The sequence below is a fragment of the Deinococcus sp. genome (genome assembly GCF_018260405.1).
GTDB lineage: Bacteria > Deinococcota > Deinococci > Deinococcales > Deinococcaceae > Deinococcus.
In genome coordinates this window covers 1-25,598 of sequence record NZ_JAGLBG010000036.1, presented here as the reverse complement: position 1 = coordinate 25,598, position 25,598 = coordinate 1, and the positions used below count along the sequence as shown (strand labels likewise).

Genomic DNA, 25,598 nt, shown 5'->3' with positions numbered 1-25,598 from the left:
GTCGCTAGGGTAAGCTGCGCGTTCCACCGTTAAAGCCTAAAACATTTCCCATGGTTAGGGCCTCAGACAGCCTCTCAGGCCCTCAGTCAAATTCGACGTGAAATAGCTCAGCACATGTCCGTCGGCCGGGTCGTACTTCACGTCGTCCAGAATCAAACAGGAGCGGGGCGCTCTGGCAGAGGCGATCTCTTTGGCAATCTCCGCGAAATGGCCTTCCATCGTCAGGGCAGGCCACCGGGTTTCGCCGCCCTGAACCTGGCCGCCCTGCACCACCACCGCAGTCTGCTGTGTGCCGCCGCTTATGGTGCCGAAATTGCTAATGCGCGGTGTGTAGGTATAATTCTGAATCCCGGCCTGCGCCCAGCGCTGCTTTGCCGCCGCTAGTTCGGTGTCCAGGCGAGTAAAATCGGGGGTGTTATAGCTACCGACACAGCCCTGGCGCTTCTCCGCCGGGGAACAGGCCGCCAGCGCGAGAAGCGCAGAGGCCGTCAGACAGATTTTTTTCACACCTTATTGTGCCGCGATTTTAATCGAACTGCACATAGATGGCCTTGAGGTACTCGGCCTCGGCAAAACTGGCGTGATGGTCGGGGGCGTGGCGACTGGTACGCAACTCCTTGAAAGGGCGCCCGCTGCGCCGCGCCGCCTGCCGCACCACCGCGAAAAACTCCTCGGCGCTGACATGGGCCGAACACGACGCGCTAAGCAGCACGCCGCCCGGAGCCAGTTTCCTGATACCGTCCGCCGCTAGTTTGCTGTAGGCACGAAGGGCTCCCTCGCGCTCGGCCTCGCGGCGGGCCAGCGAAGGCGGGTCGAGAATGATGAGGTCAAATTGCCTCGGCGTCTGCGAGAGCCACCCGAACACGTCAGCCTGCACGGTTTCGTGCCGCGCCTGAAGCCCCGGATTCAGGGCAAAGTTGCGCTCGGCCCCCGCCAGCGCGTGCGGGCTAATGTCCAGACTGAGCACTTCTGTGGCCCCGCCCCGCGCCGCGTACAGCGAAAAGCCCCCGGTAAACGAAAAGGCGTTCAGAACCCGCCGACCTTTCGCCAGCGCCTCGACCCGGCGGCGATTCTCGCGCTGATCAAGGAAAAACCCGGTCTTCTGGCCCCTTAAAACATCGGCCTCGAAGGCAAGGCCCGTTTCGTGAAAGATGACCGGCCCGGTAGGGGTTTCCCCGGCCAGCACGCGGCCATCTTGCAAGCCCAGCTTGGCGGCGTGGTCCTGAATGTTGCGGCTCAGGCGCAGCACGACGCCAAATCCGGCAAAGCGCTTTTCTAGCAGGCGCAGCAGCAGCGGAAAATACACGAACCACGCCGCCGTGTACACCTTCATGACCAGTATGCGGGCGTAGCGGTCAATGACCAGCCCCGGAAAGCCGTCGGACTCACCGTTCACCAGCCGGTAACCGGTGGTCTCGGGGCCGAACAGCGCGGCGCGGCGGTGCAGCGAGGTGTCGAGGCAGTGTGCCCACCAGGCCTCGTCCAGATTGACGGGCGAACCGACGTGCAGCACGCGCAACCGCAGCGGCGAGTAGGGGTCGTACAGCCCGATGGCCAGAAAGCGGTCACGGCGGTCATAGATCACGGCCAGTTCGCCCGCCTCGCCCGCACGGTTTTGTTCGCGCACACTGCTTTCGTACACCCAGGGGTGCCCGGCGCGGATAAAGGACTCGGCAGTATGGGTCACTCGCAGGCGCAGCCGGGACTGGGCGGGTGTGCTTGCGCTACTTGAACGGGGAGGCTGCTCCATCGCGGTTTACCATAGGGCATTCGGCGCGGGCGCGGCGGGTTTTCCTTTGGCACCGTCACCTCTGGCCGCTGTTACCTCCGTCCCGCCAGGGGGCCAGAGCCTGTCTGTTTGGCGGGCGCAGGTTCTGAACCACGCGGGCACACCACCTGATAAATCTTTCCGATTTCCCGAACACGCTGGCAGATAACGTAGAAACGGCCTCACATTCTCTCATGAACGTACAGACCCAGCGCCCGGTGAGCGGTGCTGTCATCGGTGACGGCCTGATCCTGACCGCCGCCCCGACACGCGGGCCTGTAAGTGGGGCTGGTCAGCATTTGAGTGCTGGGCTGCGTTACCCTGGGGCATGACCATTAAAGCTCTGTTCTGGGATATCGGCGGCGTCCTTCTGACCAACGGCTGGGACCGGGAACAGCGGGCCGACGTGACCGCACGCTTTGGCCTCGACAATAACGAATTTACCGAGCGCCACAAGCTGGCCGCGCCCGAACTGGAGCTGGGCCGCATGACCCTGGACGAATACCTTGCCCAGGTCGTCTTTTACCAGCCGCGCAGCTTTGGCAAAGAAGAATTTCGCGCGGCGATGGAAGCCGAAAGCCAGCCCGACGAGGCGGCCCTGGCCCTGGCCCGCGACCTGGGGCAGCGCTGGCGGATGTACTCGCTGAACAACGAGGGTCACGATCTTAACGCCTACCGCATCGCCACCTATCACCTCAACGAATTTCTGCTGGCGTTTTTCACGTCGTGTTACCTGGGCGTTATGAAACCCAACCCCGCAGTCTACCGTCTGGGGCTGCGGCTGGCCCAGCTCAGCCCCGAGCAGACCGTGATGATCGACGACCGCGTCCAGAACGTCGAGGCGGCCCGCTCGGTGGGAATGCAGGCCATCGAGTTCAAAAACGCCGCGCAATTAAAGGCTGATCTGCAAGCTCTGGGCATCAACTGATACGGAAATCAGCTCCCGTTCCCCTGCCCGGCCTCAAGCACCTGCCGGGGCCGCTCGGGTAAGTGTATCCGGTCTGATTTTCGCAGGCGCTGGCGCGGTTTTTCCAGCGTGAGGCACAGGTAGACCTCAGCCTGGGCTTTCAGGAACGACACATAGCTGTCTTCGCTGCCGCTACGCACACATTCCAGAGCCAGCAGGTCGAGCTGGTCGCTCAGCTGCTCCAGAGCCAGATACCGCGCAGCGTTTTTGCCGCTGTCGCCCAGGGTTTTTTCCAGTTCAGACAGGCTCTCAGGTTCACGGATGATTTTGCGCGCGGCCCGGCGCACGTTCGGGTCTTCCAGCGTCAGGGTACAGGCGCGGCAGGGCTGCTCCGGGCCGGTATCGGGACTGGGTTCGGCGCAGACTGGGCACGGGCGATACCCCTGCTCCTCACGCCATTTGCGGGCGCGGGTGATCGCCTCGGCTGCGCGCAAAGCCGCCTGTTTGAGTTCGGGGTCACTGACGTCCTGCACCAGCTTGCGGGCGCGGGCACGGTCGGGCGCGGGCAGGGGCGCGGCGCGGGGGGCGTCCGGCACATGCTTGATGGTGCCCACGCTGAAGCGCAGTTCCTGAATGCTCTCGTCGCCCATCAGCTCTTGCAAGCGCTTCAAAAAGTGGTGGCGCTGCATGGTCAGGTGGTGCGCCGTGGCACTGTCGCGGACCTCAATGAACAGCGTGCTGCCCTGCTGCGAACGGGGCCGGGTCATCCGGGCGATTTCTGCGCCGACTGCGCTGGGCCACAGCAAAATGCCGCGTGCCCGCGCCACCCCGTAAGTCAGCTTAGAAGTGCCCAGGGTCGCCCCCATCAGCTTGCCCATGTCCATCTGCCCACCGTAGCGGCGGCGGGTCATACGCTGACCTCCGCTGGGTCGGGCTGCACTGGGTTGGCCTGCATTGGGTTGGCCTGCACTGGGCCAACTTCGACTGGGCCAACTGCTACTGGATCAACTTCTACTGGGTCGGCGCAGGCCGTTTCGACCGTGAAGCGGCCCGAACGTGCCCGTAACGTCAGGGCCGCGCCCGGCGGGTGTTCGGTGCCCGTCACGATAGCTTGGGGCACGCTGGCGGCGAGGTCAAGCAGGTACTGGCGGCGATTGGGGTCAAGCTCGGCGGTAAAGTCATCGATCAGCAGCACGGGCTTTTCACCAAATTTTTCGGCCAGCAGTTCCAGTTCGGCGCGGCGCAGGGCCAGGGCCACGGTGCGGCCTTCGCCCCGACTGGCATAGTCACTCGCCGGAAACCCGCCCAGGGTCAGCACCAGATCATCGCGGTGCGGCCCGGTCACGGTGGCGCCACGCGCAATTTCCTCGGTGTGGCGGGCGGCCAGATCGGCGGCGTAGGTTTCGGGCGTGGTGGATTCGCTTAGGGTCAGCACCAGGGCCTTGTGGCTGCCTAGCGCGGCATTGGCCTCACACGCCAGTTCATCAAGGCGGGTCAGGGCGCGGCGGCGAAAGAGCATGATCTCGGTGCCCAGGGTAACCAGCGACTCGTCCCAGACCTGCATGGCCCAGTGTTCGCCCGAGCGGAGGGCCGCGTTGCGCTGCGATACCGTGCGCTCGTAGCGGCTGACCTGCTGCCCGTAGCGCGAGCTGAGGCGCGAAAGCAGCGAGTCCAGATACCCCCGCCGCCCCGACGGTGAGCCGAAGACCAGTTCGCTGTCTTCCGGACGAATCCAGACGGCGCTGCCACGCGGCAGATCGCCGGTGCGAACCTTTACGCCGTCCACCTTCAACTGCCGCCGCCCGCGCCCCAGCCCAACTTCCTGAATGCTCAGGCTGCCGCCCTGCTGCAAATCGGCCCGCACGTAGGCTTCTTTTTCGCCCTGCTGCACCAGTTGTTCTAGCCGGGTCACGTCGGTCTGCCCAGTCAGCGCGAGGTAAGCCGCTTCCAGCAGGTTGGTTTTGCCCGCGCCGTTTTCCCCGAAGATGCCCGTCACGCCCTGCGGAAACTCCAGCGTACCTGGGGCCAGATTCCGGTAATTCAGGGTAGACAGGGCGCGGAGCAACACGCCCCGCATTTTAGGGCAAGCTGGGAGGCTGATTGGTGCTTCTCATTCATTAGTCCTGCTGCGAAGATTGCCGCAAGGACGGTCTAAAGGTCAAAGAGTCCAAGGAGCTAAGGGCAAAAACCACCGGTGCTTAAGTGCCTGTCCGGAATGTAATGGTTAAAAATAGAATTCCGTTATTGATGACGTGCTTTTCTCCCTCTCCCCTTACGGGAGACTGACACAGCTGCGCAGCAGAGGGGGGGTAGACCGGGCCAATTCCTATACTCGCTCTGCGGCGCAGCTCTACGAGTCCGCCTGGTTGGTCTTTACGCAAACTTGGTTGTCCTTAACATTCAGTAAAATGCTTTAACTCTTACCAGTAAGCTTACTGCGGCTGCCGCGCCATCCTCACTGCGTCGCGCACCGCCGCGCACACTGCTTCTTGCACTAGCGTGCCCAGCAGCAGCGGGTCGGCGGGCGGCAGGGCGCAACTGCTGAGCATAAAGGCGCTGTCGCCGTCCCAGAAGGTGTGGCTGGGGTGAATCACGCGCCCCAGCGCGGTCTGCGCGGCGTCTGCAAAGCGGCGGCACTCGCTTTTGGTCAGGGTATGCCCGGTAACGACCGCGACTAGCGTGGTGTTCTCGACTGGCGTCGGCGTAAAGGGCTGGTGACTGGGGTCATGCCCAGGGCCAGTGCCCGGCCCGGCCAGCACCTGACCCTGTTCATCCAGAACGTCGCCCACCGCATTGACCACCGCGATGGCCCCCACACTGACATTCCCCAAGCGGCCCAAGCGACCAGCCACGGCGCTGCCGAGACCGCCCGCCGCCGCGCCCTGCCCACCCAGATATTTGCCGACAGTGGCCCCGGTGCCTGCCCCGACCCGGCCCCGCGTCACCGGGTCGCTTGAAGCGCTCAGGGCAGCAGCGGCGCCGTGTTCAGCACGGGGTCTGGCGCTGGAACTGCCCACGCCCAGGTCGTAGATCACGGCGGCAGGCACGATGGGCACCCGCGCAAAGCCGGTTTCGTACCCGACGCCGCGTTCTTCCAGCACCTCGACCACACCCTGCGCCGCGCCCAGCCCCAGTGCGCTGCCCCCAGTGAGCAGCAGGGCATGTATCCGCTCGACGGTCTTTTCAGGTGACAGCAGCACGCCTTCGCGGGTGCCGGGGCTGGGGCCGATGAACGACGCCGAGGCCACCGCGCCCTCATCGGGGCACAGGATAACCGTGCAGCCGGTCTGCCCTGCCAGGTCAGTCCAGTGACCCACCCGGAAGCCCGGAATGGCGGTAAGGGTCGTGTTTTCTGGGGTCATGTTCCCAATCTACTAGAACTAAAAACTGCCCCGGCACGACTGGCCTGGGGCAAGTTCTGGAGAAACTGGCTTACTTGGCGGCGGCGTACCGCTTGGCGACTTCGTCCCAGTTGACCACGTTCCAGAAGGCCTTGAGGTAGTCGGGGCGCTTGTTCTGGTAGTTGAGGTAGTAGGCGTGTTCCCACACGTCCACGCCCAGCAGCGGAGTGCCGCTGACGCCCGCGACGCTTTCGCCCATCAGCGGGTTGTCCTGATTGGCGGTGCTGACCACAGCCAGTTTGCCGCCCTGCACGACCAGCCACGCCCAGCCGCTGCCAAAGCGGGTCTTGGCCGCGTCTTCAAACTTTTCCTTGAAGGCGTCGAAAGAACCGAAGGCGCTGCTAATAGCTTCCAGCAGTTCACCGCTCGGCTGGCCGCCCTTGCCCTGGCCCATAACCTGCCAGAACAGACTGTGATTGGCGTGACCACCCGCGTTGTTCCGCAGCGGGCCTTGCTTGTCGGCGGGCAGGGCACCCAGCTTCTGAATCAGTTCCTCGACGGGCAGACTGGCAAATTCGGTGCCTTCGAGCGCCTTGTTAGCGTTGTCGATATAGGTCTGGTGGTGCTTGGTGTGGTGAATCTCCATGGTGCGGGCGTCGATGTGAGGTTCGAGGGCGTCGTAGGCGTAAGGCAGGGGGGGTAGGGTGTAGGCCATGATGAAACTCCTTTCAGGCACGCGAAAGATGGTGTGATGCGTGCTTGCTGACCCTTATCTTACCCTACCCGTGTGAGAGCTGACGGGGCGTCAGAGCTTTAGCAGAGCTTAAAAAATCCCCTGGAAATCAGGGGACCGCGAAGTGATGAGGGGGTGGCGCGTTTTACTTGAGCCGGTTTAGGCCATCCTGCGCCGCCTGATAGCTGGGGTTAAGATTCAGTGCCCGCTGATAGTAGTCCAGCGCCGTTTTCTTATCGGATACAAGAGGCCCGGAACTGCGCTCGTAGCTTAGGCCCAGGTAATACAGGTACTCGGGGGTATTGCTGCCCAGTGCGGCAGCTTTGGTCAGGTTTTCGCGGGCGGCCTGCAAGTTTCCGGCGTCCAGTTCGATTCGGCCCAGGTAATAATAAAATTCCGGATAGCGCAGACTGTCGAGGGCCAGGGCCTGGCTCAACTGGGTTCTGGCTGTGACCGGATCTTTTCCCAGGTAGCTCACGACGCCGTATTCGCCCACGGCGTAGGCATTGGTGGGGGCCAGTTTGGCAGCCTGCGCCGCTTCGGGCCGTGCCGCTGTCACGTTGCCGCTCAGGGCCAGCAGTTTGGCGTAATAGGCGCGGTTATAGGCGTCACGCGGGTCGGTAATCACGGCCTGTTGCAGGCTGCTGATCGCCTGCGGCAGGTCGCCCGTCGCACTGTACATGTCGCCCAGGTTGAACAGGATCAGGCTGTTATCAGGGTTCAGCGTACTGGCCTGCTTGAAGGCGTCGATGGCTTTGGCCGCGTCACCCATCAGCCGGTAGACACTGCCCCGGTCATTAAGCACCTTGCTCATGTTCAGGTCGCGGTCTGGACCAGCCTGACTGGCAACCACCGTTTCGGCGTCTTTAAGCACATTCAGGGCCTGACTCAAATTGTCTGTGACCGTCTTGCGGTCGCTGCTGCCCACGTACTGCTGCTGATAGGCCTGTGACAGGGCAATGTAGCCGCTGATGTCCTGGGGTGCAGCGCGGGTCAACGATTTGAGGGTCGTGATGGCCGGAGCATAGAGCCGCAGCTTGACCTGAGTCCGCCCCAGCCCCAGCAGCGCGGCCCTGTTCAGCGGATCAATCTCATTGGCCGCCCGGAACGCCACGTAAGCCTGATCGTATTTGCCCTGCTCGTAGTACATGTTCCCGACAATGATGTAGTTTCCAACGGGCGGGTGGTTGACCGGGGTCGCCTGAGTTGGGGTTGAGGCGCTGGAGGGCCTAGTGGTTGCCGCTGGAGCAGTTTGGGCAAAGGCACTGCCGAGGCAGAGTAGGGTAATGACCAGACTGTTTTTCACTGCTAGACCTCCGTGGTCGTTGCGGGCCTCTAGTTATGCCTGCTGGCTAACCGCCCGACGTGGCCGCTGAGACGGCTGTAGTGGTAGTTGCCGTAGCATACGCGAAAAAGACCAGCTGATTAAACCGGCGTAACTGACCAACTATTTCACTAAGGGGCAGTTCCTCTGACGCCTGAGGCCGCTCTATCCGGTCAATAATGTCATTTTCAAACCTGCCGGAACACACCGCCCATCCGGCAGGTTTGGTCTAAACTAGCCGGATGCAGCTTCTCCTCGATCTCCACCCCGACCAGTACCCGCTGGAGGGCTTTCGCCGCAAGCAACTGCTGGGGTGGGTCTTCGAGCAGGGGGCAGGCACCTTCGGCGGCATGACCAACCTGCCCGCCGAACAGCGCCAGCAGCTCGAAGCACAGTATCTGCTTAATCCCTTCCGCGAGATCGAAACGGTTCGCAGCACCGACGGCAGTGTCAAATACCTGTTCACGCTGCTCGACGGGCGGCAGATGGAAGCCGTGTTTATGCCCTATCTCGACCGCAAGACCATCTGCGTTTCGACGATGGTAGGGTGCCCGGCCCGCTGCGCTTTTTGTGCCACTGGCGCGATGGGCTTCGGGCGCAACCTGACCCCTGGCGAAATTGTCGGACAGGTGCTGGCTGTGGCGGGCGGCGAGGGTATAGAACCGCGTGAGATTCGCAATCTGGTGTTCATGGGCATGGGTGAGGCGATGCTCAATTACGAACACACCATGGCCGCCGCCCGCACCCTGCTGCACCCCGACGCCCTGGGCATGAGCAAACGCCGCATTACCCTGTCCACGGTGGGCATCGCCAAGGGCATCCGCCGACTGGCCGAAGAAGATGACCTGGGCCTTAAACTGGCGATCAGCCTGCACGCCCCCGACGAGGACACACGCCGGAAGATCATTCCGACGGGAGCCGTCAACTCGATTGCCGAAATCATGGGCGCGGCGCGGGACTATCAGGCGGTGACCGGGCGGCGCATCACTATGGAATACACCATGCTGCGCGGCATCAACGATCACCTCTGGCAGGCGGAGCTGCTGGCCGACCTGCTGCGCGGGCTGGTCAGTCACGTCAACCTGATTCCCATGAACCCCTGGGACGGCAGCGGCTTCGAGAGTACGACCGAGAGCGATATTCAGGCGTTTTACGACACCTTGCAGCGGCGCGGCATGGACGTCAGCGTGCGCCGCTCACGTGGCAAGGATGCGGGCGCAGCGTGCGGTCAGCTGGCGCTCAAGCGGCCCGGCGCGGCCCAGGGCGACCAGTTCGGGACAGTCTAATCCGGCAGCTATGCCCTGCGCTCAGAGGGTAACAGGCACAGCCAGAGCTGCGAAAATGAGCCCCCAATAAAAAAGTCCCCGCGCTAGGCGGGGTTTCGTATGGTGGGCAATGAGGGATTTGAACCCCCGACCAATCGCTTGTAAGGCGAGCGCTCTACCGCTGAGCTAATCACCCACGCAGTCTAGAATATTACAGGGCAGCGGCTCAAAGGTCAAGGGCGGCAAACTGAAAAGGGTAAATCCCACCGAGATGGAATGACTGGCAAGGGCGGCCATTTTTCCTGTGCTGGTCACATGCTCCCTCTCTGCGAGCTATACCAGTCACTCTTGCGTCCCTTCGCGGCTCCCCCACAGCGTCTAAGAGTCCCTCTCTCACGACTGGAGGGGGGCTAGAAAAGTCGTTAAAAACGGGGTTTTCTGCTTTGCAAGACACGCTTTAAGTTCGGTTATCCCAGCAGGGTGGGATGCCGCCAACTAAAAAAAGCCCGCCGAAGCGAGCCTTTGCCTATCTCTGGTGCGAAGAAAGGGACTTGAACCCTCACTCCCTACGGGAACTAGATCCTAAGTCTAGTGCGTCTACCAATTCCGCCATCTCCGCACGCGGCGCATAACGCACGGGCAAATATAGCACTGCACAGCCAGAACACAAGCTTCAGCAAGGCAAGCCCACAGAAATAAAAAAGCCCAGCACATTCAAGGCTGAGCATTCTGGGGTGGCTTAGGGGATTTGAACCCCCGACCTCCGCTTCCACAGAGCGGCGCTCTAACCGACTGAGCTAAAACCACCATTCGTAATTTCCCGCCGCCTGCACCTTCACGGGCCTATACAGTGTAGGGGTGAGCCGCCGCCGTGTCAATCGTAACCGCACTGCAGGGTGAAGCCGCCCACGCATCTCAACGGGGCGGCTCCGCGCCAGAGCGTTACGCTACCCCGGCTTTACTTTACGCCCGCCAGATAGTCATGAATCGCCTTGATCTGCTTGTCGGTAGGGGGTTCGCCGTCCAGACCCTGCTGGGCAAAGTGCGGCATAACGGCGCTGAGTTTGCGTCCGCCGGGCGCATTGCCGTGAAGCACAGCTTCCCCGAAATCGGGCAGCGCCCAGCCCGCCGCCGTTTTTAGGTTTGGCCCGACGCCGCCGCCCCCGGTAGCCCCGTGACACCCCGCGCAGTTCGAGGCGAACAGGGTCTGACCGTTGATGGGCGCGGCTCCCTGGGTAGCGGCCATAGACGCGCCGCCCGCCTGGTGACCGCTGATGCGGTGATAGCCGATCTGGTAGGCCCCAACGCCCAGCAACACCGCCAGCACAGAAAAAGTGGCGAAGGCGGCAATTTCTCGCCCACTGAAGGAACGGTCTTCACCGCTCATCGGCAGCCTCCCGCACCCACGCTGAAGAAGTCGCAGCCTGGCACCAGCGAGGCGTTGGCAATCAGCCGCAGCACCACTGGGCCGTACATCAGCAGTACCAGGGCCAGGGCAACCACCCACAGCGCCAGCAGCGGCTCGGTGGTACGCACCAGAGTGCTGGCCCGCGTCAGGTCGCTGCCCGCCGGACTGATCACGTCGCTGTAGGGCAGCGGCGTGGTGACCTCACCGTCGTCCACGCGGGGCGAAAGCAGCGTGGCGAACAGTACGTAGAAGTACATCAGGCCCCCCACCAGCAAGATCACGCCGCTGATTCCCGTCAGGGCCATTGGAATTTGCGAATGCATACTGCCTTCTTTGTAGATCGGCAGGGCGGTGGCACTGATCAGGGCGCGGCGCGGAATGCCAAGCAGACCTTCCCAGTGCATCCCCACGGCAAAGAACATCATCCCGGCGAACCACAGCCAGACGGAGCTCAGCGCCAGTTTGGGCGCGGCGAGGCGCTTACCAGTCAGGTGCGGCACCAGCCAGAAGGAAATCGCCATGAAGCTGAGCGTGACCGCCGTGCCCACCGTGATATGGAAGTGTCCCGGAATCCAGGCAGTGTTGTGAATAACCGGGCTGAAGGCGTAGCTGGCCGTGATGATGCCGCCCGCGCCCCCGCCGATAAACGAGATCATGGCGAGAATCTGGCCTGTTACCGAGGGGTCGCCCCAGGGCAGTTTGAAGATCCACCCGACAGCGCCGCGCCCGCCACGCGCACGGGCGGCGTCTTCGAGTGCGCCCGCGATACTGAAGGCGGTCAGCAGACTGGGAATGGCGACCAGGAAGGTCAGGAACATGTGAATCAGTTTCCAGACATTGCTGATGTTAGGGTCGGCGTACTGGTGGTGAATGCCGACGGGCGTACTGTTAAGGAGGAACATCACGAAGGTCAGGCGGGCCAGCGGCTCGGATACAATACGGCCCCCGGCCTGCTTAGGCAAGAAGGCGTACCACGAGATGTAGGCGGGCAGCAGCCAGAAGTACACGATGGCGTGTCCGGTCCACCAGAAGAGTGTTTTGGCGATTAGTGGATCAACGCCGGGGCGCAGGCCAAAGACCCAGGGAATAAGCACGAACAGGGCTTCACCGACCAGCCCCAGCGCGGCGACCAGCCACATCATCCAGGTGCAAACGGTCATAAAGGTGACCAGTGGCGTGACCTTGCCGGGGTTGGCCTTTTTCCAGCCGATCCAGGTCACAATTACTTGCAGGGCGACCAGCAGGCTGGCGGCCACCATGATCGTGGCCCCCACGTAGAACAGCCAGTGGCCTTCCATAGGGGGGTAAAAGGTGTACAGCAGCGTGGCCTTGTTGAGCAGCAGCGGCACGGCGGCCATCAGCAGTCCGGCGGTCATCATGATGTAGGTGCCCCAGGCGAACTTCATGTTGATCTTGGCGCCCATGTCACGAGTGGGCAAATACAGAAGCCAACCGGAAATAAAGAACTGCGTAAACACCAGCGCGTTCAGCACGCCGTGCAGCGACAGGCCCTGATAGTACGACTTGAGCAGCGCCTTGAGAATGGGGTTGTCGTAGACGTTGATTCCGGCGTAATTGAACGCCTGAAGGGGGCCGATCAGCACACCGATAAACAGCGCCAGAAACGCCGTAACCACGTAATACTGCGTGACCTTTTTCAGGCTGGCGAGGTAGGCGGCGTCCTGAATGGCCGGAATGGTGCGGGCGCGGAAGTCCCCAGGGGCCAGGGCCGGAGCCGGGCGCGGCAGGTCAGGAGTGTGGACAGGCGAAGTGGTCACGGTTGGGGGGCCTCCACGATGATTTTGTTAAGCATGTTGTGGTGCCCGACCCCGCAGTACTCGTCACAGACGATGTTCAGCGGGCCGGGGCTGCGAAAGGTCGTGGTGAAGCTGGCGACCTGTCCAGGAACGACGGTGGCGTTGACATTGGTCTTTTCGACGTAATAGCCGTGCAGCACGTCTGCCGAGGTCAGGTAGAAAGTCACGGGTTTGCCCGCAGGCACTTTCAGCACGGGCGGGTCGAAGGCGAAGGCCCGCGCAACCACGAAAGCGCTGTAGGTCCCGTCCTTGTTATCGACCAGTCCCGGCGTGGCAAAAGGCGTCCCAGCAAAATTCCTGGAATTGATCCGCCCGTTCTTGACCCCTTCAAGGTGATGCCCGCCGCCACCTTCATCCTCAATGCGCGGAATGGTGCCGCTAAGAAAGCTGGCGAACACGGCCACGGCCAGGAGCACCGACATGACCACGGCAATGCCGAACCAGATGTTTTCGTACTTCTCCATCGTGTGATGGTCGAGCCGCTGTATGCGGGGCGCCATATCAGGCTCTTCCCTGCTGAATGCCCAGCACCAGACACCAGAAAGCGATGGTCACCAGCAGCAGCACGGCAACAACCATCAGGGTGCCGACCGGCACGGGGCCACGGGCTTCCTCGTGAACTGGCGCGGTCGGAGCCATGAGCGGGGTCTCGGGCGCGGGAGTTACGGCCTCTACCACTGTGGTTGTTCTGGTTTCGGGGATCATCCCTGCACCTCCGCCGGAACGCGGGCATAGTCGCGCAGAATATCGCTGACGGTCACCACGCCGACCAAGGCCCCCGCATCACTGATGACCGGCAAGGCGCCGACCTTGTGGTGCAGCATGGTGTAGGCGGCGTCGCGAGCATCGGCCTCGGCCACGGTGGTCAGCACGCTGCGGCGCATCACGTCGCTCACACTGACAGCGGCTAGGCGGCTGGTGGCTTCCCAGGGCGAGAGGGTACTGACCTTGCCAGGCATCACCTCGCGCAGATCGCGGTCAGTCACGATGCCGACCAGCTGCGGCCCGTCGAGCACCGGCAGGCGGCGAATCCCACGCGACTTCATCAGGTGGACGGCGTCGGGAATAGGCAGGGCGGGCGCCGCCGTGATGGGCGGCGAACTCATCAGATCACGGACAAGCATCGGGTTTCTCCATGCCATGAGATTGAAATGAGGGCATTACGAAGGCATTACAGGCCGCCAGCAGCGCCCATTGCTGGGCAGCTAGCAGTTGTTGGGCAGGTAGCACCTCTGCAAATCCCGCTCAATTCAGCTACATCTGTGGAGGCATCAGCCCTGACTCAGTGGGGCGAAACCCGTATCTCTTCCCACTCGCCTGCGTTCGGAGTAGGTTCAAAACTGCTGGGTTCAATCGGCACTTGTAATAGACCTGTTGCAAAAGTCGCCCGGTTCTTCTCATTCAGTTTGCTGCTACTCGCCCTGCTCGGTGAAAGCGGGGATTCGGGGCGGCCCCCACTTTCACAAGAGTTCTATTATACCCCTGATTCCTGGGAGTCCTGCCGCCCAGACTGTCCCAGCTGTTCGGCCTCTCTGAGAACACAGGTCGGCTCACCTTCTTTAATGCGCTCGGCCAGTCGTGCCGTTTCGGCCATAGGCGTGTCGCTGACCTCATGGGCCAGGAAGTAGCGGTAGCGGCGGTAATGCTCGATAGCTGCAAAACGGCCCCGGGTCGATGACAGACAGATCATGAGGTGCTGGTGATGGTCCTCGCCGATCAGCGGGTCGTTCTGAGCGGCCTGCACCAGCGCCTGCGCGGCCAGCGAACATTCCCGCGCCGCGCAGTGCAACTTCCACAGCGAAAGGTAACCGCTGACCACGGCGGCGCGGTACTGGCCCCGGGCCTGGTCGACCCAGTCGCCGTGCAGGTGCGGCAGATACTCGCCCTGGGCACTGGCGAGCGCCTGGCGCAGCAGTTCTTCACGCGTGCGGTTGTTGGGCGAATGTGCGCAGTGGCCCAGCGCCTCGAACAGCGCGTAGGTGTCACTGGCCGCGATCAAATCGGGGTGAAGCACATAGCGGCCCCGTTCCTCGGTCACGGCGTCCGGGCGTCCCAGCACACTCCTGAGGCGGTGCAGGGCCACGCGAAAGCGGTTGGCGCTGGCGGGCGTGTCTTCCAGGCCCCACAGCTGCCACAGAATGTCGGGGCGATACTTGCCGGAGGGATTGGCGTGCAAAAACCACAGCAGTTCCTCGGCGCTGTGGGCAGGCCAGACCACGCTCTGACCGTTGACCAGCACATCGGCCCGGCCCAGCGAACGCAACAGATACTGCACAGGAACAGCGTTGCCTGCTGGAATATCCGCTCTATCGCTACCTTGCATACATCTAGTTTGACAAACCGGGGGGCAATTTGGTAGAGCAAATGACCCATTCCCCTGGCCCGGGGCCTGCGACTACTATCACTTCCGATTGAATCCAACACTGCCTGATTCATTCGGAAGTGATAGTTCACCCTGTCTCCGGGCTAGGTTTGCGTTATTCACACTTTATACATAACATGCTGAGAATGCTCAGTAAGGACCAGCGCCAAAAACGAATTCAGGACATCATCATGCGGGAAAGCGTTTCCACGCAGTCCGATCTGGTACGGTTGCTGGAAGCCGAGGGAATACACGTCACGCAGGCCACCGTCAGCCGCGACATCAATGAACTGAGGCTGGTGCGCGTGCCCATCGGCAAGGGACGCCACCGCTACGCCCTGGCCCAGTACGGTGCCCACGCCGATATCGAGGAGCAACTGGGGCGCCTCTTTCAGAACTTTGTCCAGGATGTGGACCGGGGCGAAAACCTGCTGGTCGTACGCACCGCCGACGGGCACGCCACCGGGGTCGCCCTGCTGCTCGACCGCCTTCGCCGCGACGACATCGTGGGCACCATTGCCGGAGAGGATACGATTCTGGTCGTCGCCCGCACCACCGAGGAAGGCGAGGCCCTGATGGAAGAACTGCACGCCCTGATGCTGGGCTAATGCTTACGGTTGGTATGGGGCTGGCGTTCTGAACAGCTTAGGCGTCCAGCGACTCGAAGCCGGGCAGCCCATCGAACAGGCCACGCAGCGGGAAGGCGGGCAACCCGGTGCGCGTGCCGCCGATGCTAAAGCTCTCGCTGCCCAGCAAGCGCTGCTCCATCGCCTGCCGCTCCTCGGGCGAGAGGCGGCCCACCAGACTGGTCGCGCCCATCTGGGTGCCGTGGGCCGCCAGCGCCGCTTTTTTGTTCTCGGCGTAGGGCCGCACGTCTATGGTCACAGCGATGGTGCTGTCCGACACACCGTAGATCAGCGGGTCGAGGTCGCGGCCCATGCCCGCCAGTCCCTTGGCAGCCTCGCTGGTCATGGCGGTGAAATACAGGCGCTGTGGCCCGCCGTAGGGCAGGTGCCCGGTGCTGAAAAAGGCGCTGGAGGTGGTCCGCTGAATCTGAAGGTGATCAATGTGGCCGTAAGCCCCGTGTGGGTCGAAGGTTAAGATCACCTGCGGCTGCACCTGCTCGATCAGGGCGCGGAGCTTGGGTTCGGCCTCCAGCGGGGTCACGTTCATCAGGGCCAGGGGGTCGTCTGTGCGGGTGCGTTCGTAGCGGCCCGAATCGTGGTAATCCAGAAACACCGGGGCCGGAATTTCGAGGGCCTCGCACGCGGCCCGCAGTTCCTGTTCGCGCTGCTGGCCCAGATCGTCTACGGTCATGCCGGGCACCGTGATTTTTCCGGCCTCGCCGCGTGTAGCGCAGGCCAGCACCACATTCACCCCTTTACGGGCGTAGTGAGTCAGCGTACCGCCGACACTGAACGCCTCGTCGTCGGGGTGGGCAAAGACAGCCAGAATGGTCGGTTTGGTAGACATCATGCGGTAGTCTAACCCTCCTCGGAGGCGGCCAGGCATAGGCCCCGCTGGTAAAAGTCCCACACTTCTTCCGGCCAGGTCTGATAGATCAGGCGGCGGTTCACGGCGTCGGCGGCGTCGAGCGCGCTTCCCAGAGCGCGGTAGAAGCGGCTGCCCTGTTCCTGCATGGCGCGGGCGATCCAGTAGGGTTCGGCGGCCAGCAGTTCACGCAGCCGGGCGCTGCTTACAGCGCTGTCCATGTGGTTCCTTCCATGACCACATAATGCCCTGGCGTCTGCTAGGCTCGGGCTATGCCAAAGGTCATTGCCATCACATCTGAGAAAGGGGGTGTGGGGAAAAGCACCCTGGCCGTTCATCTGGCCGGAGCTTTTGCCGAACGTGGCCTGCACGTGGTTCTCATCGATGAGGACGGGCGTGTGGGCAGCAGCCTGCGCTGGGCGGCCCGCGCCGCAGCACTGGGTACTCCAGCGCCGGGCCATTCAGCGCCGCGTGGGCTGGACTTTCCGGTCCTCGGCCCCGACGACATCAAACCCAAGAAACTGGCCGAACTCGACGTGATCATTATCGACACCGAGGGCCGCCCCAAGCGCAAGGAACTCCGGCAGCTGGCCGGGCGGGCCGACCTGATTCTGGTGCCCAGCGCGACCTCAGCGCTGGAACTCGATGCCACGCGCGAACTGCTGGAATTCCTATCGGATGAGACCGAGGCAGGACGCAAGACCCGCGTGGTCCTCACCCGTGTGCCGCCCGTAGGGCGCGCCGGTGAGGAGGCCCGCGAGGACCTGCGCGACCTGGGCATTACGGTCTGCAATACGCTGGTGCGGCTCTATTCCGCCTATCAAAAGGCCGCCGAGGTCGGAACGCTGGCCCGCGACGTGCGCGATTCCCGTGCCGAAGCCGCCTGGGACGACATCAAACAACTTTCGCGTGAACTTCTTTAACTCCCCGCAGGACGTATACCGTGCCCCGTTTTGATTACCTCGACGAACCGAAAAAGAAAAAAATTGCCAAAAAAGGCAAGAGTCCCAAGAACGATCCCGAACCCGACGGGCGCATTCACGGTCAGACCGCCGAGCGCGTGGAAGCCGTCTACGTGCGTAAGGAAACCATCCGGGCCGCCTGGCGCGAGTACCGCCATGACGGCGGCGAAAGCGTCAGTGAACTGGTCGAAGACCTGCTGCTGAGATGGTTGCGGGAGCGGGGCTGATTACCGGGCGCAGCTGCGCCCGCGTGCTTTAGCCTGAAGCCATGGCCGCTGCCCCCGTTCCCACAGGCCGCTTTGCTCCCAGCCCTACCGGGGCCATGCACTTGGGCAATGCCCGCACCGCGCTACTGGCGTGGCAGCACTCTCGCCGGGCGGGCGGGCGGCACCTGCTGCGCTTCGAGGACCTGGACGTGGGCCGGGTGCGCGACTGGGCCTACGACTGTACCCGGCGTGACCTAGAGTGGCTGGGACTGGACTGGGACGAAGCATTTACCCAGTCGGCACGCAAGGAACTGTACGCCGACGCGCTGGCCCGCCTCGACACTTACCCCTGCACCTGCACCCGCCGGGAAGTGCTGGCCGCCATTCAAGACAGTGCCGGAGCGCCGCACAGCGAGGAGGCGGTGTATCCCGGCACCTGCCGCAGCGGCAGCGTGAACCCGCAGCGTCTGGCCGCGCGGCGCTGGCGCGTACCCGAGCAGGAGAGCTGCGTGCAAGACGCCGGATCGCGCGTTGTGCTGTGCCAGAACCTGCCCCGCGACGTGGGCGACTTCGTTTTGCAGCGCGGCGACGGAGCTTACGCCTACCATCTGGCGGTGGTTGTGGACGACGCACTGACTGGCGTGACCGACGTGGTGCGCGGCGCAGACCTCTGGACGGCGACCCCCAGGCAGGTCGCGCTGCAACGTGCCCTGGGCTATTGCACGCCGCAGTATTTCCATGTCCCGCTGATGACCGATTACGCCGGGCAGCGCCTCGCCAAACGCGGTGGAGCGCCTTCTGTGCGCGACCTGCGCGAGAGCGGCGAAAAGCCGGAGCGGGTGCTGGCGCAACTGGCGCTTTCGCTCGGCTGGACGGTTCCGGCAGAAGTGACCGCAGCGGAGCTACTGGAAATATCCGCGCTACAGCCCAGCCTTCTCCCCTTCCCAATCACCCCTGTTCACTAGTCACCAAAAGGCGTGCAGACGACGCGGTCGGTGTTTTTGGCTCCCCACCTGCGGGCAAGGCTGGGACTAGAAGGGGGGCACTGAAATGTTCCACTTCATACGGATTCCGCTAAATTCCGCCACAGTCGGAAAATCGCCGTCTGTGGCTCCATACCGCGAAACCCGTATGCTGTTCCTACTCACATCCGCTCGGATTGATTCAGAACTGCACCGAATCAATCGGAATCCGTATCACACGGACTGCCGTCTGTTTTGTTAACAACCCGCAGGGGCACCGGGCTACCAATTCGGGCTACCAACCTGTGTTGCCGACTCGGCGCCCGACTGTCCTCTTTGCGGCCACTTACTCGCTCAGGCGGCTCTCGATGGCGCGGGCGTGTGCTTCGAGTCCTTCGGCCCGCGCCAACACGGCGGCAGCTGGCCCGATGCGGCGTAGCGTGCCCTCATTGACGCCCACCACGCTGATGACGTTCTGGAAATCGCGCACATTGACCGGACTCATGAAGCGGGCGGTGCCCCCGGTGGGCATCACGTGACTGGGGCCAGCGACGTAATCACCGAGCGCTTCCATACTCGCCTCGCCCACGAAGACGCCGCCCGCCCGCTTGACCTGGCCCAGCAGGCTCCAGGGGTCGCGGGTCAGCAGGCACAGGTGCTCAGGGGCGTACAAGTTGGCAAGCTCCAGCGCCTCGTCGAGGTCGTCGGCCAGCACCACCTTCATGCGGGCGCTTACGCTGTCTCGCGCCCAGGCCCGGTTGGGTTCGGGCAGGTTCTCCAGTTGGCCTTCAAGCTCGGCCTGCACCTCCAGCAACTTTTCGCGGCTGGTCGAAACCAGCACCGGCTCCGCGCCGTTGTGCTCGGCCTGGGCCAGCAGATCGGCGGCGACAAAGCGGGCGTCGGCGCTGTCGTCGGCGACCACCAGCGTTTCGGTCGGCCCCGGCAGACTCTCGATCCCCGCTTGCCCGAACACCATACGCTTGGCGATCACCACGAACAGGTTGCCCGGCCCGGCGATCTTGTCCACGCTGGGAATACTGTCAGTGCCGTACGCCAGCGCCGCAATCGCCTGCGCTCCACCGACTTTGAACACCTGGGTGATGCCAATTTCACGGGCTGCCACCAGAATTGCCGGATGCACCGCGCCGTCCTTTGCGGGCGGGGTCGTCACTACGATTTCGGGTACGCCCGCCACCTGCGCCGGAACCGCCGTGTGAATCAGCGTGGAAATCAGCGGGGCCAGGCCGCCGGGCACGTACACCCCGACCCGCCCGATGGGCCGCACCAGCTGGCCCAGTGCGCCGTCGGGTGTGTGGTTCAAAAAGCCGTGCGCGGGCTGCTGCTCGTAGAAGTCGCGGACGCGTCGAATGGCCAGGCGTATGGCGCCGTGGAGTTCGGGGGCAATCTGCGCGTCGGCCAGCTCGGCAGCCGAGACTTCCAGCGCGGCTGGGCGCGACCCGTCGAGCTTTTCGGTCCAGTCGAACAGCGCGTCGTCTCCGCGTGCCCGCACGTCGGCAATAATGCGTTCCACGACCTGTTCGGGCGTCAGCGCCTCACCAAAGGTGGTTTTGATGCGTTGCAGCACGGCGTCCGGCACTGGAATCTGGTTGAAACTGCGGGTCAGGGCGGTGCGGGCATCTGTTCCTCGGAGCACTTGCATGCCCTACAGTCTGCCGCACCCGGGCCAGCAACATTGGCCTCAAGACTGCACGCGTATTCCGGCGCGGGTGATCAACAGCGTTTAGACTTTGTGCCGCCGTGAACACCCGGCGCATTAAAATGGAAAAATGACCAGCTATTCTTCCGAGCGTCCACTGCGCGTGGCCGTGATCGGCAGCGGCCCCAGCGGTATTTTTACCGCCGAGGCTCTGCTCAAACAGCAGGACATTCCCGTGCAGGTAGACGTGTTCGACCGCCTGCCGACGCCTTACGGGCTGGTGCGCTACGGCGTGGCCCCCGACCACCTGACCATTAAGAGCGTGACTAAAGGCTTTGAAAAAACGCTGGCCGACCCCCGCGTGCGCTTTTTCGGCAACGTCGAGTTCGGCAAGGACCTCACTTACGACGAGGCCCGCGAACGCTACGACGCCATCATGTACACCGTGGGGGCCAGCAGCGACCGCCGCCTGGGAATTCCCGGCGAGGACCTGAAAGGCAGTATGAGTGCCACCGAATTTGTCGCGTGGTACAACGGGCACCCCGACGCCGCCGCCCGCGAAATGGCCCTGCATGCGACCGGCGTGGTGGTGGTGGGCGTGGGCAATGTCGCTATAGACGTGAGCCGCATTCTGGTCAAGACCGTCCATGAACTGCGTGAATCAGACATTGCCGAACACGCGCTGGCCGCGCTGGAGCGCTCGGCGGTCAAGGACGTGTGGATTCTGGGACGGCGCGGCCCGGCTCAGGCCAAGTTTACGACCAAGGAACTGCGTGAATTCGGCGAATTGAGCGCCGCCGACCCCATCGTCAAGCCCGCCGAGGTTCAGCTCACCGAAGCCGACGAAGCCGCCATCACCGACAACGTGGTCAAGAAAAACGTCGAGGTGCTGCGCGACTTTGCCGTGCGGACCCCGGAAGGCAAGGACCGGCGCGTGCACCTGCGCTTTCTGGTCTCGCCCGTCGAGATTCTGGACGACGGCGAGGGGAATGTGGGCGGCCTGAAGGTCGAGCGCAACCGCCTGGACGAGCAGGGTAACGCGGTCGGCACCGGCGAATACGAGGTGCTGCCGGTGCAACTGGTGCTGCGCTCGGTGGGCTACAAGGGCGTGGCGCTGCCCGGCGTGCCCTTTGACGCGGGGCGCGGCGTGATTCCCAACGAGGAAGGCCGCGTCACGGGCCGCCCCGGCGAGTACACGGCGGGCTGGATCAAACGCGGCCCCAGCGGCGTGGTCGGCACGAACCGCAAGGACGCGACCGATACGGTGGCCCTGCTGCTGGCCGATGCTAAAGCGGGAGCGCTTCCTAGGGCGGCCAAAGCTGCGGCGAGCGAGGTAGACACGCTGCTGGTGGGCAAGAACGTCGAGGTCTTTACCTTCAGCGACTGGCAGACCCTCGACGCCCACGAACTGGCACAGGGCCAGGAAAAAGGCCGCCCGCGCCACAAGGTCGTGCATAAGGCCGACATGCTCAAACACCGCAAGCAGGGCTAAGCTTCCAGGCCATCATGCCCGCAGAAAGTTGACCCTGCTGCGGGCCTTTGCTGTGTTCAGCGCGGCCCAGGGCGCACCGAAACGTCACTCAGCACGGCGTCGCGCGGGGCACCGAGCACAAAGGCGATTGTTGCGGCGACCGTCACCGGGTCAAGGTAATGTTCGGCCTGATACTCCCCGCCTTCTTGCTTACGCACCTTGCGCTGCATGGCGGTGGCGGTGCGGCCCGGATACACGCTGCTGACGCGCACGCCGTGAGGGGCTTCCTCGGCCCGCAGCGAGTCGGCCAGCGCCCGCAGCGCAAATTTGCTGGCGGCGTAGCTGGCCCAGCCGGGGTTCGCCGTCAGACCCGCGCCACTGTTGACAAAAATTACGTTGCCCCGCTCCTGGCGCAGCCTGGGCAGCAGCACGCGCGTCAGCTCGGCGGGGGCCACCGTGTTCAGGGCCAGTGTGCGGGTCCAGACTGCGTGCGGCTGCTCGGCCACAGGGCCTAGTTCGATCATTCCGGCATTGTGAATCAGGTTCGTCACGCGCCCCAGACCTTCTACGGCCTGCGCGAAGGTCTGGGGCTGCAACAGGTCGAGCACCAGCGCCCTGGCTCCCAGTTCGGCGCACAGGGTGTCCAGCGCCGCGCCGCCGCGTCCGGTCAGAATCAGGTCGTGGGCGGGGGCCAGCTGACGGGCGATTTCGCTGCCGATGCCTCCGGCGGCTCCAGTCATCAGGGTCACAGGTCGAGTTTCAGTCATGCAGGTAGGCTAGCGCCTGAGCCGGGTGCTGAAAAAGCGTTCCTGAAATTCTAGGTAGCAGGCTGGAATCATGACCGACATGAGTTCGGCAGGACACTGCCAGCCGAGCAGGTAAACGCCGAGGTCAGGCTTCGCTGGCCAACGTGTGGCCCTGTTAACGGCGCAGCAGGGCGACCTGCTCCAGTGGTAGGCGTGATGCACCGCCAGATCGGTCAGGATGTCGCGGGCCGCGCTACTGGGGTCGGCAGCCAGCATCTGGCTCTCGGTAAGCATCAGGTGCGAGTCGCCGAGCAGACCATCCAACGCCGCGTGAGTGCCTGGGCCATCCGGCCAGATGACCAGTTCTTCGGGCCACCTAGCGGTCTTGCCACGGCTTGGGTCGAGACTGACCCGCGTGGTCGCGTGCAGGTGGGCCAGCAGGTCGGCGAGGGCATACGGCACGCCTAGAAATTCGGCCTGAGCTTCGGCCAGGGTCAGGCCACGCAGCAGCCCCGGCACTTCCCGGAACGCCGCGCCGCCTGAAAGCGAAAGCTGAAGCAGGGTGCTGCCCGCTACCACTTCAGGTGCCCTCTGTCGGCAGCTGTACCGAGTCGCTCACCAGGGCTTCGAGCAGGCGCACCGCTTCTTCCATGCGGTTCGACTGAATCCGGGCGGCGGCGCGGGCCTGGCGCCATTCGAGGCGCACGCGGGCCAGGGTCAGCGGATCGCCGCCCATGCCCGCCAGTTTCAGGGCGCGGGCTTCGAGGTCCTCGACATGCCTCGCCAGCTGAATCAGCGCCGCCTGATGGGCACGCGCCGCGTCCAGGGTGGCTTTGAGCTGAGCGCCCGCCTCGATCTCGGCCTGCGCCAGCACCCGGCGGGCGTCCTGCACAGCTGGAGCGTCCTCACCCTGATCGCCTGCCTGCCATAGGGCAAAATTCAGGCCGTGCCGCGCCCGGAGCACGTTCGGATGCAGCGGGACGCCCAGCGAAAAATGGGCATTTTGCAGGTCCATCTGCAACATCGTCAGGGGCGAATCGGCGTCCTCGACGGCGACCAGCGGGCCAAACGCGTCTAGAAAGGCCCTGGTCTGCGTCAGCATCAGGCGGGTGTGGGCCAGCTGCGCCGGGTTGCCGCGCGACTGGGGGGGCAGCGACTCGATTTCCCTGACGTTCAGTTCCAGGACTTCGGCCTGCGCCCGTGCCGACGCCACCTGATCGGCTACCTCGACCCGGGCGTGGTCGGCGCGCAATGTGGTCAGCATATCCTCAGTCTGCCAGCGCCGCACCTCGGCCTGGGTCGCCTGCACGTCCCACTCGGCGGCGCGTTCCAGCCGGATCAGGTCGGGATCGTTCCGGATGGCCCCCAGGCTGCGCGTGGCGATTTCGGCGTGCACGCGGGCCAGCATCAGCGGCAGATCGTGGGCGCGGCGGCCCCACGACACGGGCAGCGGCGCAGGCTTGACCTCCTGCCGGGGAGTTTCGACTGGTTTGGGCACCCGCTCGGCCAGGCGGGCCAAATCCGCCGAGGTTTCCTGGAGCCATTTGTCGGCGCGGGCTTCCCCCAGGTTCTCGGCCATGCTGCGGTACACGTCTTGCAAGACCGCCACCACGTCGCGCGGCCCCAGCGGCTGCATGGCGGGCCAGCCCCGGCGCTGCACGGCACTCTGAATGGCGGTATTGGCCTCCCGCACCCCGAGTTCCTGTCCCAGACGTTGCCGGAGCCAATCACGGTAAGGGTCAGTGGAAGGCTTACGGTCAGTCGTCATACGTTTTCACAGTATGACGGATTTGGGACCTCCCAACAGTCCCGGAAACGAGGAGGGCGTGGGGATCACCCCCCCCGGCGCTGGCGCACGGCCTCGTACAGCACCAGGGCCGCAGCCGTGGCGACATTCAGCGAATCGGCCTGCCCGTACATGGGAATTTTGACGGCCTGATGAGTCCCGCGCCACTCGGCGGGCAGCCCCTCGTGCTCGGTGCCCAGCAGCAGGGCGGTGCGGCCCGTCAGCGGGGTGTCCCAGTAGTCCTGCCGGGCGTCCGGCGTGCAGGCGACCGTTCTGAAGTGGTGGCGCTGCAACCAGTCCAGGGCCTCGGCTTCGGGCAAAACGGCGGTCGGCACACTGAACACCGCCCCCTGACTGGCGCGAATCACGTTGGGGCCAAACGGGTCGGCCCCCCGGCCCAGCACCAGGACGGCGTGTGCCCCGGCAGCGTCGGCAGTACGCAAGATGGCCCCGACATTTCCCGGTTTTTCCAGGCCGTGCAGCAGCACGATCAGGGCCTCGGGGCCAGGGTTGGGCAGCCGCGGCTCGGGCTGTTCGGCCACTCCCAGCACACCATCGGGGTTTTCGCGCCCACTGACCTTTTCAAAGGCGCTGCGAGACAGCAGCGTGCCCGTTTGCAGCACGTCCGCCAGCGCCGAGGCTTCCGGGCCGAGCAGTTCCGGGCAACTGAACACCTCGCGCAACCGCACCCCGGCTTGCAGAGCGCGGCTCAGTTCACGCGCTCCCTCGACAAGCATGACCCCCTCGGCCTCGCGCTCACGGCGAGTACGCAGGCGCACCAGACGTTTGACTTGCGGATTTTGCAGGGAGGTGATCGGCTCGCGGGTCATCGCCGGGCATTGTACCGGGGGAAGTGCGGCGTCAAAGCGCTAGGGTGTCACTCAATTTTGCGGCATGTCAGAACAACCGCTGGTCACCCCCCCTCTTTGCGAGCTGTACCAGTTACCCCTGCGCCGCTTCGCTCCTCCCTCTCCCCTGAGCGCAGAGGGCTTATATCTGTGGCCTTTTTATGCAAACTGCTCTAGAAAGGGGAAATGCCGCTGCCCTGTCCCCCGTTCAAACCCTGCCCATGCGGTTCAGGCCGCAGTTACGCCGCGTGCTGTCAGCCTGCCCACAGCGCCCAGCAGCCGCCAGCGACCCCCGAACAGCTGATGCGTTCGCGCTACGCAGCCTTTTTTTTGCAGGACGAGGCCTATTTGCTCGGCACCTGGCACCCGGACACCCGCCCCGCTCAACTGCACCTGAACGACGGCACGCGCTACACCGGCCTGACCATCCACCAGGCCCAGGGCGCCGAGGTCGAATTTACAGTTCGCATGAGGCTTCCGAATGGCCGCGCCCACCGCTTCCGGGAACGCAGCCGCTTCGTGCAGCTTGACGAAAGGTGGCTGT

The 25,598-nt window shown here is 63.8% G+C and carries 29 protein-coding genes and 3 tRNA genes; 9 read left to right on the top strand and 23 right to left on the bottom strand.

From position 1 onward, the window contains the following. Nucleotides 1–54 precede the first annotated feature (54 nt). Both QZ269_RS06565 and QZ269_RS06560 read right to left on the bottom strand, forming a co-directional pair. Nucleotides 55–507 (bottom strand): DUF6174 domain-containing protein, encoded by a 453-nt coding sequence (locus QZ269_RS06565; protein WP_291425560.1) that lies wholly within the window; start codon nucleotides 505–507, stop codon nucleotides 55–57. Nucleotides 508–526: 19 nt separating this feature from the next. Further along, the gene (locus QZ269_RS06560; RefSeq protein ID WP_291425558.1) at nucleotides 527–1,750 is read right to left on the bottom strand and encodes a 23S rRNA (cytosine(2499)-C(5))-methyltransferase; all 1,224 of its coding nucleotides are present in this window, start codon (nucleotides 1,748–1,750) and stop codon (nucleotides 527–529) included. 212 nt (nucleotides 1,751–1,962) lie between these two features. On the opposite strand from QZ269_RS06560, the gene QZ269_RS06555 reads away from it, so the two are divergent. Together QZ269_RS06555 and QZ269_RS06550 are read left to right on the top strand one after the other, a co-directional pair. After that, nucleotides 1,963–2,100 (top strand): hypothetical protein, encoded by a 138-nt coding sequence (locus QZ269_RS06555; RefSeq protein WP_291425556.1) that lies wholly within the window; start codon nucleotides 1,963–1,965, stop codon nucleotides 2,098–2,100. After that, complete coding sequence (locus QZ269_RS06550) at nucleotides 2,097–2,696, top strand: HAD family phosphatase (protein ID WP_291425554.1); 600 nt, start codon at nucleotides 2,097–2,099, stop codon at nucleotides 2,694–2,696. Before QZ269_RS06555 ends, QZ269_RS06550 begins: the two co-directional genes overlap by 4 nt. 8 nt (nucleotides 2,697–2,704) lie before the next feature. Here QZ269_RS06550 and QZ269_RS06545 read toward each other — a convergent pair whose 3' ends face one another. The 5 genes from QZ269_RS06545 to QZ269_RS06525 all read right to left on the bottom strand — a co-directional run bounded on the left by QZ269_RS06545 (nucleotide 2,705) and on the right by QZ269_RS06525 (nucleotide 8,055). Next, nucleotides 2,705–3,586 carry a DUF721 domain-containing protein gene (locus QZ269_RS06545; protein ID WP_291425552.1) on the bottom strand — a complete coding sequence of 294 codons (882 nt, stop codon included), beginning with the start codon at nucleotides 3,584–3,586 and terminating at the stop codon, nucleotides 2,705–2,707. Beyond that, a complete protein-coding gene (gene recF, locus QZ269_RS06540) occupies nucleotides 3,583–4,752 on the bottom strand; it encodes a DNA replication and repair protein RecF (RefSeq protein WP_291425550.1) in 1,170 nt (389 codons plus the stop codon). The genes QZ269_RS06545 and recF overlap by 4 nt, the downstream gene beginning before the upstream one ends. 355 nt (nucleotides 4,753–5,107) lie before the next feature. Continuing rightward, nucleotides 5,108–6,037, bottom strand: coding sequence for a P1 family peptidase (locus QZ269_RS06535; protein WP_291425549.1), 930 nt, complete (start codon nucleotides 6,035–6,037; stop codon nucleotides 5,108–5,110). A gap of 70 nt (nucleotides 6,038–6,107) precedes the next feature. Then, on the bottom strand, nucleotides 6,108–6,731 hold the full coding sequence (gene sodA, locus QZ269_RS06530; protein ID WP_291425547.1) for a superoxide dismutase [Mn]: 624 nt from the start codon (nucleotides 6,729–6,731) through the stop codon (nucleotides 6,108–6,110). A gap of 163 nt (nucleotides 6,732–6,894) precedes the next feature. Continuing rightward, nucleotides 6,895–8,055, bottom strand: coding sequence for a tetratricopeptide repeat protein (locus tag QZ269_RS06525; protein WP_291425545.1), 1,161 nt, complete (start codon nucleotides 8,053–8,055; stop codon nucleotides 6,895–6,897). Between the two features lie 260 nt (nucleotides 8,056–8,315). On the opposite strand from QZ269_RS06525, the gene rlmN reads away from it, so the two are divergent. Beyond that, on the top strand, nucleotides 8,316–9,359 hold the full coding sequence (rlmN, locus tag QZ269_RS06520) for a 23S rRNA (adenine(2503)-C(2))-methyltransferase RlmN (protein WP_291425543.1): 1,044 nt from the start codon (nucleotides 8,316–8,318) through the stop codon (nucleotides 9,357–9,359). A 100-nt stretch (nucleotides 9,360–9,459) separates the two neighbouring features. Here the strand turns inward: rlmN and QZ269_RS06515 are convergent. From QZ269_RS06515 to QZ269_RS06475, 9 genes are all read right to left on the bottom strand, one after another. Then, nucleotides 9,460–9,534 (bottom strand) — tRNA-Val (locus QZ269_RS06515). 337 nt (nucleotides 9,535–9,871) lie between these two features. Further along, nucleotides 9,872–9,957 (bottom strand) — tRNA-Leu (locus QZ269_RS06510). A 111-nt stretch (nucleotides 9,958–10,068) separates the two neighbouring features. Continuing rightward, nucleotides 10,069–10,145, bottom strand: a tRNA-His gene (locus QZ269_RS06505). A gap of 151 nt (nucleotides 10,146–10,296) precedes the next feature. Beyond that, nucleotides 10,297–10,725 carry a c-type cytochrome gene (locus QZ269_RS06500; protein ID WP_291425541.1) on the bottom strand — a complete coding sequence of 143 codons (429 nt, stop codon included), beginning with the start codon at nucleotides 10,723–10,725 and terminating at the stop codon, nucleotides 10,297–10,299. Then, nucleotides 10,722–12,524 carry a cbb3-type cytochrome c oxidase subunit I gene (locus tag QZ269_RS06495; protein WP_291425540.1) on the bottom strand — a complete coding sequence of 601 codons (1,803 nt, stop codon included), beginning with the start codon at nucleotides 12,522–12,524 and terminating at the stop codon, nucleotides 10,722–10,724. The genes QZ269_RS06500 and QZ269_RS06495 overlap by 4 nt, the downstream gene beginning before the upstream one ends. Continuing rightward, nucleotides 12,521–13,063, bottom strand: a complete 543-nt coding sequence (locus tag QZ269_RS06490) for a cytochrome c oxidase subunit II (protein WP_291425538.1) — start codon at nucleotides 13,061–13,063, stop codon at nucleotides 12,521–12,523. The genes QZ269_RS06495 and QZ269_RS06490 overlap by 4 nt, the downstream gene beginning before the upstream one ends. Nucleotide 13,064: 1 nt before the next feature. Next, a complete protein-coding gene (locus QZ269_RS06485; protein ID WP_291425536.1) occupies nucleotides 13,065–13,268 on the bottom strand; it encodes a hypothetical protein in 204 nt (67 codons plus the stop codon). Next, on the bottom strand, nucleotides 13,265–13,687 hold the full coding sequence (locus QZ269_RS06480) for a CBS domain-containing protein (protein WP_291425535.1): 423 nt from the start codon (nucleotides 13,685–13,687) through the stop codon (nucleotides 13,265–13,267). The genes QZ269_RS06485 and QZ269_RS06480 overlap by 4 nt, the downstream gene beginning before the upstream one ends. Nucleotides 13,688–14,037: 350 nt before the next feature. Further along, entirely contained in the window at nucleotides 14,038–14,886 is an 849-nt protein-coding gene (locus tag QZ269_RS06475) for a bacterial transcriptional activator domain-containing protein (RefSeq protein ID WP_291425533.1), read from the bottom strand. Between the two features lie 185 nt (nucleotides 14,887–15,071). On the opposite strand from QZ269_RS06475, the gene argR reads away from it, so the two are divergent. Continuing rightward, entirely contained in the window at nucleotides 15,072–15,533 is a 462-nt protein-coding gene (gene argR, locus QZ269_RS06470) for an arginine repressor (RefSeq protein WP_291425531.1), read from the top strand. Nucleotides 15,534–15,570: 37 nt separating this feature from the next. Here the strand turns inward: argR and QZ269_RS06465 are convergent, their stop codons facing one another. Further along, a complete protein-coding gene (locus tag QZ269_RS06465) occupies nucleotides 15,571–16,398 on the bottom strand; it encodes a PIG-L deacetylase family protein (protein WP_291425562.1) in 828 nt (275 codons plus the stop codon). Nucleotides 16,399–16,409: 11 nt separating this feature from the next. Beyond that, on the bottom strand, nucleotides 16,410–16,637 hold the full coding sequence (locus QZ269_RS06460) for a hypothetical protein (RefSeq protein WP_291425529.1): 228 nt from the start codon (nucleotides 16,635–16,637) through the stop codon (nucleotides 16,410–16,412). A 51-nt stretch (nucleotides 16,638–16,688) separates the two neighbouring features. On the opposite strand from QZ269_RS06460, the gene QZ269_RS06455 reads away from it, so the two are divergent. Genes QZ269_RS06455 through gluQRS form a run of 3 tightly spaced genes read left to right on the top strand, consistent with a single transcriptional unit; the run spans nucleotide 16,689 to nucleotide 18,549 of the window. Next, nucleotides 16,689–17,339, top strand: a complete 651-nt coding sequence (locus tag QZ269_RS06455) for a ParA family protein (protein ID WP_291425527.1) — start codon at nucleotides 16,689–16,691, stop codon at nucleotides 17,337–17,339. A 20-nt stretch (nucleotides 17,340–17,359) separates the two neighbouring features. Continuing rightward, complete coding sequence (locus QZ269_RS06450; protein WP_291425525.1) at nucleotides 17,360–17,605, top strand: hypothetical protein; 246 nt, start codon at nucleotides 17,360–17,362, stop codon at nucleotides 17,603–17,605. A 41-nt stretch (nucleotides 17,606–17,646) separates the two neighbouring features. Further along, entirely contained in the window at nucleotides 17,647–18,549 is a 903-nt protein-coding gene (gluQRS, locus tag QZ269_RS06445) for a tRNA glutamyl-Q(34) synthetase GluQRS (RefSeq protein WP_291425523.1), read from the top strand. A 343-nt stretch (nucleotides 18,550–18,892) separates the two neighbouring features. On the opposite strand, the gene hisD is transcribed toward gluQRS, so the two are convergent. Continuing rightward, nucleotides 18,893–20,206 (bottom strand): histidinol dehydrogenase, encoded by a 1,314-nt coding sequence (hisD, locus tag QZ269_RS06440; RefSeq protein ID WP_291425521.1) that lies wholly within the window; start codon nucleotides 20,204–20,206, stop codon nucleotides 18,893–18,895. Between the two features lie 127 nt (nucleotides 20,207–20,333). On the opposite strand from hisD, the gene QZ269_RS06435 reads away from it, so the two are divergent. Then, on the top strand, nucleotides 20,334–21,695 hold the full coding sequence (locus tag QZ269_RS06435) for an FAD-dependent oxidoreductase (RefSeq protein ID WP_291425519.1): 1,362 nt from the start codon (nucleotides 20,334–20,336) through the stop codon (nucleotides 21,693–21,695). A gap of 56 nt (nucleotides 21,696–21,751) precedes the next feature. On the opposite strand, the gene QZ269_RS06430 is transcribed toward QZ269_RS06435, so the two are convergent. The 4 genes from QZ269_RS06430 to QZ269_RS06415 all read right to left on the bottom strand — a co-directional run bounded on the left by QZ269_RS06430 (nucleotide 21,752) and on the right by QZ269_RS06415 (nucleotide 25,036). Continuing rightward, nucleotides 21,752–22,441, bottom strand: coding sequence for an SDR family oxidoreductase (locus QZ269_RS06430; RefSeq protein ID WP_291425517.1), 690 nt, complete (start codon nucleotides 22,439–22,441; stop codon nucleotides 21,752–21,754). 9 nt (nucleotides 22,442–22,450) lie between these two features. Then, a complete protein-coding gene (locus QZ269_RS06425) occupies nucleotides 22,451–22,999 on the bottom strand; it encodes a hypothetical protein (protein ID WP_291425515.1) in 549 nt (182 codons plus the stop codon). Nucleotide 23,000: 1 nt separating this feature from the next. Further along, entirely contained in the window at nucleotides 23,001–24,188 is a 1,188-nt protein-coding gene (locus QZ269_RS06420) for a hypothetical protein (RefSeq protein ID WP_291425513.1), read from the bottom strand. A 65-nt stretch (nucleotides 24,189–24,253) separates the two neighbouring features. Further along, the gene (locus QZ269_RS06415; RefSeq protein WP_291425511.1) at nucleotides 24,254–25,036 is read right to left on the bottom strand and encodes an RNA methyltransferase; all 783 of its coding nucleotides are present in this window, start codon (nucleotides 25,034–25,036) and stop codon (nucleotides 24,254–24,256) included. Nucleotides 25,037–25,240: 204 nt separating this feature from the next. On the opposite strand from QZ269_RS06415, the gene QZ269_RS06410 reads away from it, so the two are divergent. After that, on the top strand, nucleotides 25,241–25,598 hold a 358-nt coding region (locus tag QZ269_RS06410; protein ID WP_291425509.1), incomplete at its 3' end, for a YchJ family metal-binding protein.

Coding starts and splice junctions, on each gene's coding strand:
- QZ269_RS06490 (WP_291425538.1), bottom strand. CDS start 13,063: ATGGCGCCCCGCATACAGCGGCTCGACCATCACACGATGGAGAAGTAC.
- QZ269_RS06475 (WP_291425533.1), bottom strand. CDS start 14,886: ATGCAAGGTAGCGATAGAGCGGATATTCCAGCAGGCAACGCTGTTCCT.
- hisD (WP_291425521.1), bottom strand. CDS start 20,206: ATGCAAGTGCTCCGAGGAACAGATGCCCGCACCGCCCTGACCCGCAGT.
- gluQRS (WP_291425523.1), top strand. CDS start 17,647: ATGGCCGCTGCCCCCGTTCCCACAGGCCGCTTTGCTCCCAGCCCTACC.
- QZ269_RS06460 (WP_291425529.1), bottom strand. CDS start 16,637: ATGGACAGCGCTGTAAGCAGCGCCCGGCTGCGTGAACTGCTGGCCGCC.
- sodA (WP_291425547.1), bottom strand. CDS start 6,731: ATGGCCTACACCCTACCCCCCCTGCCTTACGCCTACGACGCCCTCGAA.
- QZ269_RS06545 (WP_291425552.1), bottom strand. CDS start 3,586: ATGACCCGCCGCCGCTACGGTGGGCAGATGGACATGGGCAAGCTGATG.
- argR (WP_291425531.1), top strand. CDS start 15,072: ATGCTCAGTAAGGACCAGCGCCAAAAACGAATTCAGGACATCATCATG.
- QZ269_RS06560 (WP_291425558.1), bottom strand. CDS start 1,750: ATGGAGCAGCCTCCCCGTTCAAGTAGCGCAAGCACACCCGCCCAGTCC.
- QZ269_RS06550 (WP_291425554.1), top strand. CDS start 2,097: ATGACCATTAAAGCTCTGTTCTGGGATATCGGCGGCGTCCTTCTGACC.
- QZ269_RS06455 (WP_291425527.1), top strand. CDS start 16,689: ATGCCAAAGGTCATTGCCATCACATCTGAGAAAGGGGGTGTGGGGAAA.
- QZ269_RS06465 (WP_291425562.1), bottom strand. CDS start 16,398: ATGTCTACCAAACCGACCATTCTGGCTGTCTTTGCCCACCCCGACGAC.
- QZ269_RS06480 (WP_291425535.1), bottom strand. CDS start 13,687: ATGCTTGTCCGTGATCTGATGAGTTCGCCGCCCATCACGGCGGCGCCC.
- QZ269_RS06435 (WP_291425519.1), top strand. CDS start 20,334: ATGACCAGCTATTCTTCCGAGCGTCCACTGCGCGTGGCCGTGATCGGC.
- QZ269_RS06555 (WP_291425556.1), top strand. CDS start 1,963: ATGAACGTACAGACCCAGCGCCCGGTGAGCGGTGCTGTCATCGGTGAC.
- QZ269_RS06485 (WP_291425536.1), bottom strand. CDS start 13,268: ATGATCCCCGAAACCAGAACAACCACAGTGGTAGAGGCCGTAACTCCC.
- rlmN (WP_291425543.1), top strand. CDS start 8,316: ATGCAGCTTCTCCTCGATCTCCACCCCGACCAGTACCCGCTGGAGGGC.
- QZ269_RS06415 (WP_291425511.1), bottom strand. CDS start 25,036: ATGACCCGCGAGCCGATCACCTCCCTGCAAAATCCGCAAGTCAAACGT.
- QZ269_RS06430 (WP_291425517.1), bottom strand. CDS start 22,441: ATGACTGAAACTCGACCTGTGACCCTGATGACTGGAGCCGCCGGAGGC.
- QZ269_RS06420 (WP_291425513.1), bottom strand. CDS start 24,188: ATGACGACTGACCGTAAGCCTTCCACTGACCCTTACCGTGATTGGCTC.
- QZ269_RS06535 (WP_291425549.1), bottom strand. CDS start 6,037: ATGACCCCAGAAAACACGACCCTTACCGCCATTCCGGGCTTCCGGGTG.
- QZ269_RS06500 (WP_291425541.1), bottom strand. CDS start 10,725: ATGAGCGGTGAAGACCGTTCCTTCAGTGGGCGAGAAATTGCCGCCTTC.
- recF (WP_291425550.1), bottom strand. CDS start 4,752: ATGCGGGGCGTGTTGCTCCGCGCCCTGTCTACCCTGAATTACCGGAAT.